At 30.7% G+C, this 15,252-nt stretch carries 13 protein-coding genes; all 13 read left to right on the top strand.

Annotated elements, in window-relative coordinates:
- Positions 1-2: 2 nt before the first annotated feature.
- Positions 3-1,064: a beta-ketoacyl synthase N-terminal-like domain-containing protein gene (locus tag HUE53_RS04645; RefSeq protein ID WP_014166423.1), complete on the top strand. Its 1,062-nt coding sequence runs from the start codon at positions 3-5 to the stop codon at positions 1,062-1,064.
- 59 nt (positions 1,065-1,123) lie between these two features.
- Complete coding sequence (locus tag HUE53_RS04640) at positions 1,124-1,807, top strand: polysaccharide deacetylase family protein (protein ID WP_225556179.1); 684 nt, start codon at positions 1,124-1,126, stop codon at positions 1,805-1,807.
- 12 nt (positions 1,808-1,819) lie between these two features.
- A complete protein-coding gene (locus tag HUE53_RS04635; protein ID WP_014166421.1) occupies positions 1,820-2,443 on the top strand; it encodes a LolA family protein in 624 nt (207 codons plus the stop codon).
- Entirely contained in the window at positions 2,424-3,029 is a 606-nt protein-coding gene (locus HUE53_RS04630; protein WP_192188751.1) for a hypothetical protein, read from the top strand. The genes HUE53_RS04635 and HUE53_RS04630 overlap by 20 nt, the downstream gene beginning before the upstream one ends.
- A 5-nt stretch (positions 3,030-3,034) precedes the next feature.
- A complete protein-coding gene (locus HUE53_RS04625; RefSeq protein WP_014166419.1) occupies positions 3,035-3,703 on the top strand; it encodes an outer membrane beta-barrel protein in 669 nt (222 codons plus the stop codon).
- A gap of 3 nt (positions 3,704-3,706) precedes the next feature.
- A complete protein-coding gene (locus HUE53_RS04620) occupies positions 3,707-4,078 on the top strand; it encodes a hotdog family protein (RefSeq protein WP_014166418.1) in 372 nt (123 codons plus the stop codon).
- Between the two features lie 76 nt (positions 4,079-4,154).
- Positions 4,155-4,637 (top strand): hypothetical protein, encoded by a 483-nt coding sequence (locus HUE53_RS04615; protein WP_014166417.1) that lies wholly within the window; start codon positions 4,155-4,157, stop codon positions 4,635-4,637.
- A 1-nt stretch (position 4,638) separates the two neighbouring features.
- The gene (locus HUE53_RS04610; protein WP_014166416.1) at positions 4,639-5,820 is read left to right on the top strand and encodes a DUF2062 domain-containing protein; all 1,182 of its coding nucleotides are present in this window, start codon (positions 4,639-4,641) and stop codon (positions 5,818-5,820) included.
- Complete coding sequence (locus tag HUE53_RS04605; protein ID WP_080572514.1) at positions 5,821-9,495, top strand: 1-acyl-sn-glycerol-3-phosphate acyltransferase; 3,675 nt, start codon at positions 5,821-5,823, stop codon at positions 9,493-9,495.
- Positions 9,495-11,015: a phytoene desaturase family protein gene (locus tag HUE53_RS04600; protein ID WP_014166414.1), complete on the top strand. Its 1,521-nt coding sequence runs from the start codon at positions 9,495-9,497 to the stop codon at positions 11,013-11,015. The genes HUE53_RS04605 and HUE53_RS04600 overlap by 1 nt, the downstream gene beginning before the upstream one ends.
- Entirely contained in the window at positions 11,012-12,670 is a 1,659-nt protein-coding gene (locus HUE53_RS04595) for an acyl-CoA--6-aminopenicillanic acid acyl-transferase (protein WP_014166413.1), read from the top strand. Before HUE53_RS04600 ends, HUE53_RS04595 begins: the two co-directional genes overlap by 4 nt.
- Positions 12,667-13,953, top strand: coding sequence for a phenylacetate--CoA ligase family protein (locus HUE53_RS04590; protein WP_014166412.1), 1,287 nt, complete (start codon positions 12,667-12,669; stop codon positions 13,951-13,953). The genes HUE53_RS04595 and HUE53_RS04590 overlap by 4 nt, the downstream gene beginning before the upstream one ends.
- A gap of 3 nt (positions 13,954-13,956) precedes the next feature.
- Positions 13,957-14,769 carry an SDR family NAD(P)-dependent oxidoreductase gene (locus HUE53_RS04585; protein WP_014166411.1) on the top strand — a complete coding sequence of 271 codons (813 nt, stop codon included), beginning with the start codon at positions 13,957-13,959 and terminating at the stop codon, positions 14,767-14,769.
- Positions 14,770-15,252: the final 483 nt, after the last annotated feature.

Below are 15,252 nucleotides of genomic sequence, written 5' to 3'. Positions count from 1 at the left end.
CAATGAAAACGTGTTATATAAATGGTGTTGGGAGTGTATCCGCTCAAAAAACACACGAAGGCAATTTTTTGAATGAAACAACAATTCATGACAATCAAAATGTGTTATTTGCCCTTCAACCTTCTTATAAAGAAATAATTCCACCCGCAATGATTCGTAGAATGGCTAAAGGAGTAAAAATGGGCATTTTTGCATCTAATAAAGCATTGGAAGAAGCAGGTATAAATTATCCTGATGCTATTATTACAGGTACAGGGATGGGCTGTGTAGAAGACTCTGAAAAATTTTTAAAAGCAATTATAGATAACCAAGAACAATTCTTAACCCCCACTTCGTTTATTCAATCTACCCATAATACAGTAGCAGGTCAGATTGCTCTAGGATTGCAATGTAAAAGTTACAATTTTACGTATGTTAATGGAGCTGTGTCTTTTGAAACCGCTTTATTAGATGGAAAAATGCAAATAGAAACAGGAGAGGCAGAATCAGTTTTAGTAGGAGGAATAGATGAAACCTCTTCTCATACATTAGAACTTTACAAGTTAGTAAACATAATAAAAAAAGAAGAAGACAAACCTTTTTCTATTAAAAACACAAAAACAACAGGTGTAGTTTTTAGTGAGGGAGCTACCTTTTTTACACTTTCTAATCAATTAAAAGAATCGACCTACGCAAAGGTAGAAGCGATAAGTCTACAAAATATATTAGATAAAGAAGAAATTCAAGATTTTGTACGTAAATTTCTTTTAGAACAAAAAATAGACTTAGAAGCTATAGATGCTTTAGTTTTAGGATATAATGGAGACGTACATTACGATGTGTTTTATGATAAAGTAGCCTCTATGTTTAGTTCTACATCACAACTATACTATAAAAATATATCAGGAGAATATAATACAGCTTCTGCTTTTGGATTGTGGATTGCCTCCCATTTGATCAAAAAACAAGAAATTCCCGAAGTCTTAGAATGGAATGGTATAAAGCCAACCAGCTTAAAAAAAGTTTTATTATATAACCAATATCAAGGAAGAGATCATAGTTTAGTACTGTTGACACAATGTTAAAACATACCTACCTAAGTTTTTTATTTTTCTTATTATTGCCTTTGTTTATATATTGGCAAATGCCTTGGTGGGTATACCTTATCCTGATTCATATATATATAAGTTGTACAGCTTGGGGAGCATTTGATATCCGTTTAGGTTACTTTCTGCCCACCATCAATAGCTTCAAAACAAATAAACAAATAATAGCCTTAACATTTGATGATGGCCCTACAGAATTTACCCCTCAAGTACTTGATTTGTTAAAACAACACCAAATAAAAGCTACTTTCTTTTGTATAGGAAAACAACTAGAAAAATATCCGAAAATAGCTCAAAGAATAGTAGCAGAAGGCCATATAATTGCCAATCATACCTATTCACATTCAAATCAAATGGGGTTTTTTAGAAAAAAAAAAATATTAAAAGAATTCAATCAAACCGATCAACTTATACAAGAACTTACAGCTCAAAAAAACAAATTTTTCAGACCCCCTTTTGGCGTTACAAATCCTCATATAGCAAGAGCCGTTCGTGAAAAAAACTATCAAGTTATTGGTTGGACCATTCGTTCATTAGATACTGTTATTGAGGACGAAAATAAGATTTTAGATAGAATCATTTCTAGATTAGAAAAAGGAAAAATCATACTACTTCATGATATTTCTCAAAAGACGGTAAATGTTTTGGCACGATTGTTGATATTACTGGATCAGAATCAGTATAAAACCATTACTATAGAGGAGTTAGAAAACAATAATTAGAAAAAGAGTATAATGATAAAAAAAAATATACTGATACTATTCGCTTGTTTGTCCTTTGGAAGCTTTAGAGCACAAGAACAAAAAATGACAGATTCTGAAATCGTTAGTTTTAAGAATTTGATAGAAAAAGAAAATAAAAATATTAAAACGATAAAAACAGACTTTATACAATACAAACATCTAGATTTTTTATCAAAAGATATTGAAAGTACAGGTAAAATGTATTTCAGGTTACCCAATCTACTGAATTGGCAATACAATAAACCATACCAATACAGTATTGTTTTTAAGAATAATAAAGTTTTTATCAATGATCAAGGAAAAAAAAGTACAGTTGACGGAAAACTATTTGAAAAAATCAATAAAATGATTATTGGTAGTGTAAGCGGTAATATGTTTGATGATAAAGAATTTGCAATTTCGTATTTCAAAACAAAAGAAGGATATCTTGTAAAATTAATATCAAAATCAAATCAAGTAAAAAAATACATCAAACAAATTGAATTAATATTTCCAAAAGAAGATCCAAGCGTTTCACAGGTTAAATTAATAGAACCCTCAGACGATTTTACAAAGATAGTTTTTAAAAATAGGCAAGTAAATGCAAAGTTTAACGATGAGGTTTTTGATAATTAGTATATGTATTATTTTTTTTCAAAGCTGTAAAGTATACGAGCCTCTTCCTAATTCTGTAATAGAACAAAAAGAGCAAACGATTGTAAATCCTTATTTTGCAAACCCTGAGCTGGATTATGTATACAAAGCTCAGATAGAAGTATACGGAAATGCTTTAAGCGGTTTGTTAGTTGTTAAAAAAATAGACCAAAATTCACATAGAGTCGTTATGACTACTGATTTTGGAAATAAATTATTAGATTTTACTATAGGAGAAAAAGAAGTAAAACTAAATTATGTAGTAGAAGATCTGAATAGAAAGATCGTATTAAAAATACTAACAAATGATCTAAAATTATTAGTTCAAGAAAAACATATAGCTAAAACAGAAAGAAAAAACAAAGAAGAAAAAGTTTTAGAAACGGCTCAAAATTATTTTTACTTTAAAAATAATACAAATCAGTTGTTTAAAATAATACAATCTTCAAAAAGGAAAGCTAAATTTTCGATAGTTTTTGATGTGAAAAATACGGATTTTGCGGACCAAATTTTTTTAGAACATTATAATTTTGATATAAAAATAATTTTAAAACAAATAATTGAATAATAAATATGAAAAGAGTATTTATAGCATTAGCTTTATTTATTGCAGGAGTAAGCGGAGTTCAAGCTCAAGTAACTTTTAACCCTATAGTTCGTGGAGGTTTAAATGTTTCCCGTTTTACTAATGGAGAATTAGGATTTCAATATTCTTATACTTATGATGCAAACACAGGACAAACTATTAAAAATGAAAATAGTAATCTTTTTTCGTCAAAAGTTGGTTTTTATTTAGGTTTTGGAGCGTCCTTAAAATTCAATAAACTTTATACGTTACAGCCAGAGCTAAACTATTCATCTCAAGGAGCTAGCGCAAAAATAGTTTATAATCCCAGAACGAATAAATTAGAGGATGGAAACTTAGATGTTTCTTATTTAGGAGTACAAGCTATAAACAAATTTAATTTTAAGAAATTTAATTTGCATGTAGGACCTGGATTAGATTTCATCACAAGTAAGAACTTTAAAGCTGAAAATGATGTAGATTTAACTCTTTCTATGGGAGCAGGTTATGACATTACTAAAAACTTTGGGGTAGAAGCTAGGTTTAAAGTAGGAGTAGCACCAGTAGTTCAAACGACACATTCTACGTACAGCGGAACTTCTTTCTCTTCTAGAACAGAAAATCACTCAAATGCGCTTTTCTCTTTTGGAGCCTATTATAAATTTGATATAAAATAATAAATGCTTTTAAACGGTTTTTATAACGTTAATCAGTTAGATCAGTTAACAGATAATAAATATCTGGCGCAAGTAACTTTAAATCCAAGACATGAAATTTTTAAGGGGCATTTTCCAGGAAATCCTGTAACCCCTGGGGTTTGTATGATGCAGATTATAAAAGAACTTTTAGAAGAAATTCTTCATACTGAATTAAGAATGACAGCCTCTTCAAATGTAAAATTTATGGCTATTATCAATCCAGAAACAAATCCTGAATTAGTTTTAGAGCTAGATCTTTCAGGAGATTTGGATACCGAAATAAAAGTAAAAAACACAACAAAGTTTGGTGATACCGTAGCGTTAAAATTAACAAATACGTATCGTAAAGCTTAAATAAATTTTTATCGACTTAAGTTTAGTTTGTATTTTTGCAAACTACTTAAGTCGTTTTTTATTTTAATAAAATTATATGAACTCTTTTTTTATTTCAGGTATTGCTTTTTTATTAGTGTTCTTTCAGAATTTTTCAGATTTGCGCAATCAGTATGAATATGCTTCTAAATCAAAAAAAAATACTGAAAAGTTTTACGAAGTACTTCAAAAAGCCAATGGAGATTCCCCCGTACTAATGGCTTATAGAGGAGCTGCTATTTTATTAAAATCACGCTTCGCTACTAATAAAGAAGAGCGAAAAGAACAATTCATATTAGGAGTAAAGACAGTAGAACAAGCCGTAAGCAAAGATGAAAATAATGTTGAAATCCGTTTAGTTAGGCTTAGTATTCAAGAACATACTCCTAAATTCTTAAAATACAAGAGTAATATAGAAGAAGATAAAAAAATTATATTGGAAGGATTTAATAAACAAAATACTGTTCTAAAAGAATACATACACCGGTATATGGCTCAATCTAAGGTTTTTACGGATTCTGAAAAATCTAAATTAAAGTAAGATGATCCCTAATTTATCATTGTCTGAACGCATTAATAGTTTGAAATTGTGCGTCATTATTCCTACATACAATAATCATAAAACTCTTAAGAGAGTAATAGATGGAGTATTAAATTATACTTCAAAACTCATTGTTGTAAATGATGGATCTACAGATAGTACATCATCTGTTTTAAAAACTTACGCTGACGCTATTACAGTAGTCAATCTACCTAAAAATAGAGGTAAAGGCAATGCTTTAAAAAACGGATTTAAAAAAGCCCTCGATTTAGGATATGATTATGCTATTACAATAGATTCGGATGGACAACATTATCCAGACGATATTCCTGTTTTTGTAAGAGCATTAGAAGAATCAAATAATCCTGTTTTGTTTATTGGTAGTCGAAACATGAATCATGATTCAGTTCCTAAAAAAAGTAGCTTTGGTAATCGTTTTTCTAGTTTTTGGTTTTGGTTTGAAACAGGTATTCAGTTAACAGATACACAATCAGGTTACCGATTATACCCGCTTTATGCCATTCCTAAAACATTTTATACAAATAAGTTTGAATTTGAAATAGAAATTATCGTACGAACAGCTTGGAACGGTATTGCTGTTCAAAACATTCCCATTCAAGTTTTATACGATCCTACCGAAAGAGTTTCTCATTTCAGACCGTTTAAAGATTTTACCCGGATCAGTATTTTAAATACAATATTGGTCTTAATTCTATTTTTGTACATAAAACCTCGTGATTTTTTAAGAAATTTTAAAAGAAAAAGTTTTAAAACATTTCTCAAAGAAGACCTTTTTTCTACCCAAGATTCTGCTACTAAAAAATCGCAATCAATAGCATTAGGTGTTTTTTGTGGTATTGCTCCTTTTTGGGGATTTCAGACTGCTATTGTAATTACCTCTGCTGTGCTATTGCGATTAAATAAAACTTTGGCTTTTGCTTTCTCAAACATTAGTGTGCCTCCTATGATTCCTATTATTATCTATAGTTCGCTAAAAATAGGAAGCCTATTTGTAGAAAAAGAAGCACCTTTTAAACTTGTTGACATTTTTGATTTTTCGCAACTCAAAGAACACTTTTTTCAATATCTTATAGGAAGTTGTATCCTAGCGTTCATGATGTCATTTATTTTTGGAGTTGGAAGTTATTTAGTACTTTCGCGTCGGGAAAATAATAGGGGATAAATGCACTTTTTTTTTATTAAAATTCATGAATTCGTTCAAAAGAACCGGATTCTAACATTCTTGTCATCACTAGCGTTTTTAGTGATACTAACTTTTTTTGCTTTTCAAATTAAATTTGAAGAGGATATTACACGTGTTTTACCAAAAAATGACAAAGCAGATATAACTTCTAAAGTTATTAAGCAATTAAAATTTGCGGATAAAATTACCGTTATTATTGAAAAAGAAAGAGCAGGCTCTGTTGAAGATCTAACACAAGCAGCCAACGTTTTTATAGACAGTCTTCATTTGGTACAACCTTATATAAAAGGGATTGAAGGTACAGCTGCACAAGAAAATATTAACCAAGTTTTTGATTTTATCTATCAAAATATTCCCTTATTTCTAGAAGAAAAAGATTATAAAACAATTAGACAAAAAATCCAATCCGATAGTATAAAAGTATTGGTTGAAAATAATTATAAATCCCTAATTAGTCCATCCGGTCTAATTACTCGTGATTTTATCATAAAAGACCCATTAGGAATTACTTTTATAGGATTAAAAAAAATGCAACAATTGGCCATAGGAGATGAGTTCATCATGAAGGACGGTTATTTGCTAACTCGTGACCAAAGCAAGTTGTTGTTATTCATCAATCCTCGAAATGGTGGAAGCGAAACTGAAAAAAATGCTGAGTTTGTAGACTTGTTAAAAAGCATCCAATCAGCTATTAACAAAGATTTTAAAAATAAAGTACAGTTATCGTATTTTGGCTCTCCTATTATTGCGGTGGCTAATGCTAACCAAATAAAGGCAGATATCATTACTACAGTCCTTTTATCTATGGGAACACTTATGTTGATTCTTATCTTATTTTTTAGAAAAATAACAATTCCTATAATCATCTTTATACCTACTATTTTTGGTGTTTTATTTGCTATTGCCAGCCTTTATTTCTTACGACAAACGATTTCCGCTATTTCATTAAGTGTAGGAGCTGTTTTGTTAGGCGTAACTATAGATTACTCGCTTCATATCATGACACATTATAGATATAATGCCGATATAAAACAGTTGTATAAAGATACTGCTAAGCCTTTAATAATGAGTAGCTCAACAACGGCAGTCGCTTTTTTGTGTTTGTTATTTGTAAAATCAGATGCACTTAAAGACTTGGGGATATTTGCCTCTATAAGTGTTATGATATCTGCTTTGTTTTCATTGTTAATCATTCCTCATTTGTATAAACCTAAAAACAATGGCTTATCCCATGCAGGAATGTTAGATCGTTTGTCAAAAATACCTTTCGAGAAAAACAAATTTTTGATTATAGGAACATTTTTATTGCTTTTTATAAGTTGTTTTACCTTTAGTAGAGTAAGCTTTAATAATAATTTAAGCGACCTAAATTTTATTCCAAAAGAAGTAAAAGAAGCCGAAAAAAAGTTAGAAGAATCTACACGTTTAACCTCTAAAGCCATTTATATCGTTGTATATGGTAAAAATGAAAAAGAAACCATTGATGGCAACACAAAATTAAATGCTATTTTAACTCAGCAAAAACAAACAAAAAATATTTATAATTACAGTTCGTTAGCTGCTTTATTACCTTCAGAAGTAGAACAAACGAATAAGATTAAAAAATGGAAATCTTTTTGGTCAAATTCTGTTTGTCAAAAAGTGCAAAACGAATTAGTACAAAACGGTAAAACTTTTGGGTTTAAACCAACAACCCATCAGGCTTTTTATGATATAATCCGTTCGGATATTAAACCACTTCAATTAGGTGATTTAAAACAATTACTACCTGATTTGACGGATGAATATGTATCTAACTCAACCAATTGGTACACGATAGCTACAGTTGTAAAAATAGATGAAAAAAAGAAAGAAAAATTAATTAAAACCGTTGAACATTTAGCAAACGTTGTAGTCATAGATCGTCAACAATTAAATGAAACTTTTCTAGGAAAACTGCGTGATGATTTTAACAATCTGATTAACTATTCTTTTATAGCAGTAGTTATTATTTTATTTGTTTTCTTTAAACGTATTGAATTAGTCTTAGTCAGTTTATTGCCTATTATAGCCACAGGATTCGTTACCGCGGGTTTAATGGGAATTTTTAATATTCCATTAAATATATTTAGTACCATCGTTTGTACCTTAATATTTGGGCATGGAGTAGATTTTACTATTTTTATGACAAGTGCTTTACAAAAAGAATATACCACAGGAAAGGATGAAATGCCTGCTTATCGTATTTCAATTATTTTAGCAGCGTTAACCACTATTTTAGCCATTGGAGCCTTAGTTTTTGCCAAACATCCAGCCTTAGTTTCTATTTCCTCAGTATCCTTGCTAGGGGTCCTCAGTGCATTATTAATAACATTTGTTTTTTACCCAATTGTTTTCAAATGGTTGTTTTTTAATCGTCCTAAAAAAGGAAAAATTCCTATTCGTTTTTTTACCCTTATAGTTTCTATAATTGCGCTAACCTATTATGCTCTTGGAGGAATTTTATTATCTACCATAGGTCGTTTTTTAATGGGTATTTTGCCCTTAAAAAAAGAAACAAAAATGATGTGTTTTAGAAAAATGATGGTTCTTTTTTTTAAATCCGTATTGCATATAAATCCTATTGTAAAAAAGAAAGTTATAAATCCTAATAAAATTAATTTTAGCAAACAAGCTATTGTCATAGCTAATCATGTATCCGTTTTAGATACCTTAGCTTTTGGTATGCTAACCCACAAAATGGTGTATCTTGTAAATGATTGGGTTTATAAATCGCCTATTTTTGGCAAAGCAGTAAAAGCTATGGGATATTATCCTGTTTCTAAAGGGATAGAAGGAGGATTAGATCATTTGCGAGATAAGATTAAAGAGGGCTATTCCTTGATGATTTTTCCAGAAGGAACTCGTTCCGAAGATAATGTAGTAAAACGTTTCCATAAAGGAGCTTTTTACTTAGCCGAAGAATTCAAATTAGATATTTTGCCTGTATACTTGCATGGAAATGCAGAAACATCACCTAAAGGTGATTTTATGATCCATAATGAAAGTATCACAGTAGTTGTTGGTAATTATATTTCATACCAAGACAGAAGCTTTGGAGAAGATTATATTACTAGAACAAAAAAAATAAATAAATTGTTTAGAGTAGCGTTTGATAAAATACGACACGAATTAGAAAACGAAGATTTTTTCCGCAGAAAACTCATAGACGGATATCTGTATAAAGAAGAAGATATTTATAAAAAAGTTTTAAAAGACTTTGATTCAAATAAGCATCATTACCATACATTGTTTACCACTATAGCAGAAGATGCTAAAATTTTGCATTTTGCCAATGATTATGGTCAGTTAAATGCAATTCTTACTTTGCAGTATCCTAAACGTAAAATTCAAACTTTTGTTTACTCATTAGAAAATTTTGAAATAGCATCTACTAATTATTTAAACAAAATAAGAAATATACACTATTTAAATTCTCAAGATATTCTGAAACCGTATGATTCTTTATTGATTTCAACCCGATATTTTGATGAAAGTAAATTGTTTCCCCACCTAGAAAAACTCAATAAAGTAGTATTGTTTGGGGCTGATCTGTATGTTGATTTTCTTTTAAACAACGGATTTGAACTTTCGAATGAAATAGGTGAACTTAAATTTTTTAATAAAGGAGTCTAGTGAAAAAAAAGTACGATGTTGTTATTGTAGGAAGTGGATTAGGAGGATTGGTTTCCGCTATTATCTTAGCAAAAGAAGGAAAAAAGGTTTGTGTTTTAGAAAAAAATAATCAATATGGAGGCAATTTACAAACCTTTGTGCGAGATAAAACTATTTTTGATACAGGAGTCCACTACATAGGAGGCCTGTGTGAAGGTCAAAATTTACATAGTTATTTTAAGTATATAGAAATAATAGATGAGCTAAAACTAAAAAAAATGGAGGAGGATGCTTATGACTATATTACTTTTGATAACGATCCTAATAAATACCCTCATGCCCAAGGATATGAAAATTTTATTAAGCAACTGGTTTCCTTTTTTCCAGAAGAGGAAGAAAACTTAAAGGAATATTGTCAAAAAATGCAGTACGTCTGTAATTCCTTCCCCTTGTATAACTTGAAAACAGAGGGAGGTTATCAACAAGAAATCCTGTCTATAAACGCAAAACAATATTTTGAAGAACTCACATCTAATGAAAAGTTAAAAGCAGTATTAGTAGGCTCTAATTTCCTTTATGCAGGCGTACCTGATAAAACCCCTTTTTATGTACACGCCTTATCTGTTAACTCCTATATCCAAAGTGCGTGGCGTTGTATAAACGGAGGGAGTCAGATAACCAAACAACTTATAAAAATAATCCGTAAATATAACGGTGAAGTTTTTAAACATCAAGAAGTAAATAAATTTCAAGTAAAGGATCAAAAAATCGTTTCCGTTTCAACTAAAAATGGAGAAGAGTATTTTGCAGAAACATTTATTTCCAATATAGAGCCCAAAACCACCTTAAAATTAGTGGGAGAAGAATATTTTAGAAAAGCCTATTTTACACGAATTCAAAATCTTGAAGCTCAAATTGCTCCATTTAGTATTTACATAGTTTTTAAACCCCAAACATTTCCTTATTTAAATCATAATTGCTACCATTTTAAAGATCACAAACGCATTTGGCAAGCCAGTGAGTATACAGAACAATCATGGCCAGAAAGTTATATGTTATCAATGAATATCGCTTCGGATAATCAACAATGGGCTGAAAGTCTTACAGCCTTAACCTATATGCGTTTTGAAGAAGTAGAAAAATGGAGTACCACTCATAATACCGTTTCAGAATCAAAAGAAAGAGGTGAAGATTATGAAAATTTTAAAAAACAAAAAATTGAAATTTTTTTAAATGAAATTGAAAAAAAAATCCCCAACATACGCTCTTGTATAAAATCAGTGTATGCGTCTACTCCTTTGTCTTATAGAGATTATATAGGAGGACAAAACGGTAATTTGTACGGATACGTAAAAGATTCTAATAATCCTATGTTAACCTTTATTTCGTCTAAAACAAAAATAGAAAATCTTTTCCTTACAGGACAGAGTATTAAAATGCACGGAGTGTTAGGCGTAACGATAGGAGCTGTAGCTACTTGTTCCGAGATTGTTGGCGATAAATATTTAATTAATAAAATAAATGAAGAAATTTCAAAATGAATAACTCAAAAAAGCATATAGGCACTTTTTTCGTTATTTTGATTTTTTATTCGTGTGGAATTCATAAATCAGTTCATCATCTGCCATTAAATCTTCCTAAAGAAAGTGATAAACCTGCGGTAATTCGTTTGTCCGATACGCTCGTAACCCATCAACAAGGATATTTAGTAAGAAATGCTCATAAAATTTGGGAATTACATATTCAAGGCAATCCTTCTCAATTAGGATTGCTTTCAGGAGCCTTAGCCGAAAATTTAGTAAAAAAACAAGAACGAATTTTTTTTAATCACCTAGGAAAAATTGTTCCTTCTAAATTTAAACAAAAACTATTACGTACTTTTTTAAAATGGTACAACAGAAAACTCTATTTGAATATAAAAGAGGAATACAAAACGGAAATATATGGGGTATCCCAATATACCGATACTTCTTTTAATTATATGGCATCACCTTATCTAAGAAGTTTATATTTACACGGAGCCCATGATATAGGACACGCTGTACAGGATTTAGCATTAATAGGATGTACTTCATTAGCTGTTTGGGGAAATAAAACAATGGATGGAGAATTGCTAATCGGTAGAAATTTAGATTTTTATGCTGGAGATGATTTTGCTGAAGACAAGGTAATCAGTTTTGTTAATCCAGAAAAAGGAATCCCTTTTGCTAGTGTTAGTTGGGCGGGTATGATAGGTGTACTTTCAGGAATGAATAAAGAAGGACTAACCGTTACCATAAATGCCGGAAAATCTAAAATGCCATTAGTAGCTAAAACACCCATTTCTCTTCTTACGAGAGAAATATTACAATACGCCACAACTATAGATGAAGCAATAAAAATAGCAAAACAAAGACCCGTTTTTGTGTCAGAGTCTATCTTAGTAAGCAGTGCAAAAGATAAAAAAGCAGTAATTATAGAAGTATCTCCTAATAATTTTGGCGTATACGAAGTACAAAACACCAATCAATTAGTTTGTTCGAATCATTTTCAGAGTTCATCTTATCAAAATGACAAAAGGAATATAAAACATATAAAAGAAAGCCATTCTTTGTATCGTATGGAAAGAATACAAGAATTATTAGCAAATGAAGAAAAAATGACCCCCGAGAAAATAGCTCAAATTCTCAGAAATAAAGAAGGGTTAAAAGAAGGGACTATTGGTTACGGAAATGAAAAAGCTATTAATCAACTTCTAGCACATCATGCCGTAATTTTTAAACCAGAAAGTCGTATCATGTGGGTTTCTTCTAGTCCCTATCAATTAGGAGCCTTTGTAGCCTATGATTTAAATAAAGTTTTTGATCAACAAAAAACAAAAGTCACTCATTTACCTGAGCTAACCATTGCTAAAGATTCTTTTCTAGACACTAAAGCGTATGCTGATTATCAACTCTACAGGAAATATGACAAACTACTAGATAAAACAATTAATGAAAAAGAAACTCTAACACCTGATTTTATTAGAAAATACCAAGAATTAAATCCTAAACTATGGTCTGTTTATTATAAATTAGGCGTTTATCAATACTCTCATAAACTGTATACAGAGGCATTACATAATTTTGAAAAAGCACTTACATTAGAAATTACAACCCTATTGGATCGAAATAAGGTTCAAAACTATTTAAAAAAGACAAAAAAGAAATTATCATGATACCAGAAATAGAAACACTATCATCTCTTGCAATTAAAGAATTTCAAGAGCAAAAATTAAAAGAATTACTGGTATATTTAAACACACATTCAACATATTATAAAAATATGTTTGATCATTATCAGGTAGATATAAAACAAATACAAACACTAGAAGACCTACAAAAATTACCGTTGACCTCAAAAAATGATTTACAACAACACAACGATGATTTTTTGTGCGTACCTAGACATAAAATTATTGATTATAGCACCACTTCAGGAACACTAGGAAACCCAGTTACTTTTGGTCTAACAGATTCAGATTTGGATCGTTTGGCTTATAATGAAGCCCTGTCTTTTGCCTGTGCAGGCATACAAGAAGGCGATGTGGTGCAATTAATGACCACGATGGATCGTCGTTTTATGGCAGGATTGGCTTACTTTATGGGCTTGCGGAAATTAAAAGCAGGTATTATTCGAGTAGGAGCAGGGATTCCTGAACTCCAATGGGATTCCATCCTCAAATACCATCCCAAATATTTAATTGGAGTACCTTCCTTTTTATTAAAAATGATTGAATACGCAGAAAAGCAAGGAATCGATTATCAAAAATCAAGCGTAAAAGGGGTTATTTGTATAGGAGAATCATTGCGTAATCAAGATTTTTCACCTTCTCTTTTAACTCAAAAAATTACTAAAAAGTGGAATGTTCCATTGTACTCTACGTACGCTTCTACCGAAATGAGTACAGCATTTACAGAATGTAAAGAATTTCAAGGAGGACATCATCATCCAGAATTAATTATTACAGAAGTATTAGATGAATGTAATAACCCAGTTACTGAAGGATCAGGAGAACTAGTTATAACAACTCTAGGAATAGAAGGAATGCCTTTATTGCGTTTTCAAACAGGAGATATTGTACAACTTCACACACAACCCTGTGCTTGTGGTAGAAATACACAACGAGTAGGTCCTGTGATAGGAAGAAAACAACACATGATTAAGTACAAAGGAACAACTCTATATCCACCCGCTATGCACGATCTGATGACTTGTTTTGAATCTATAAAAAGCCATTTGATTGAAATATCAACAAATGATCTAGGAACAGATGAAATTATAATTAAGATTGCATCAACGGATACAACGGAACGATTTTTAACCGAAATTAAAGATCATTTTAGAGCGAAACTAAGAGTTTCTCCTAAAGTTGAAGTTTTAGCTATGGAAGAATTACAAAAAATAATTTTCCCTCCTATGAGCCGTAAACCCATTACATTAATAGACAAACGAAATTAAAAAATGAAAACTATTCTAATAACAGGAGCTTCTAGTGGTATAGGAGCCGCTACAGCAAGATATTTTGCAGCAAAAGGATGGCATGTTATTGCTACCATGATTTGTTTAGAACAAGGCAAAGAAATAGCGGATCTACCAAACATAAGTAGCTATTTGCTTGATGTTACAAATACAGAAAGCATAGAAAAAGCAAAGCAAGAAATACTTGAAAACCATCCTGTTATTAATGTTATTATAAATAACGCAGGTATTGGCTATCGCTCATTTGTTGAATTTTCAGAAGATAAAGGTATAGATAATATTGTTTCCACAAATTGGTTAGGATGTGTAAAAGTTTGTCGTGCTTTTATACCTGTTTTTAGAAAGCAAGGGTTTGGGCATTTTATAAACGTTACATCTATTGCCGGTTTAGTGAATTTACCTTTAGGAAGTTTTTATCATGCTACTAAATGCGCAGTAGAAAGTTTTTCAGAATGTATGTCGTATGAACTGATGAACTTTGGAATAGGAGTAAGCACTGTGCAATTTGGAAATGCCCCTACTGCCTTCCAAAAAAACGTAGTAAAAAGTAAAAATACAGGGATAGATGTATATGATCTTATGATGGATAAAATTTCAGGGATATTAATCAAAAAACAATCAAAAAATACAAATTTGATAGAAGAAGTCGTAGAAACCCTTTTTAAAATAGCCAATAAACCACGTGTAAAATTTACCCGTTATACCGTTGGTTTTGATGCAAACGCCATGAGTACCCTACGTTCTGTATTAGGGTATCGACTCTTTAATAAAATAATAAGAAAGCAGGTGTTATAAAAACACCTGTTAAAAAAAACAATTTTTTTTTCATAGGCTTAAGCCTCTCTATGAAATACATTGGGGGGTCTGGTGCTAGTTCCTGCATTTAATCGCATATCCTGTTGTTCTCTCTTTATTTAAATCTGATACCTGAATCAAACGACTATAACCTGTATTTTTTGTTCTAAGAAGGACAAAAAAATTGCTAGAACAATTTTTCTGATCGTTTCTATCCTTTTTTTTATACCTATCTACAGATAACGAGTTGTATTATAAATCAAGTAAAAAGACAGGAGTTTTTGAGGCGAATATTTAACCCAAATTACGCATTAGAAATTTAGTACAGATAAATACGACTTCATTTTTTGTTCTCAAGGTGATAAAACTACAGTTTTGGTGAAAAAACTGTTTATTCTTAACTTCTTTGTCTTTTTCATCTTGATCCGAAAGGCCAACGTATAATTTGGGTTTAATGTTTTTTATAAAACTTACTACATACTA

Source organism: Flavobacterium columnare (assembly GCF_014844295.1).
Taxonomy (GTDB): Bacteria; Bacteroidota; Bacteroidia; order Flavobacteriales; family Flavobacteriaceae; genus Flavobacterium; species Flavobacterium columnare.
The sequence above is the reverse complement of the archived record's forward strand: the minus strand, read 5'-3'. Positions and strand labels throughout refer to the sequence as shown.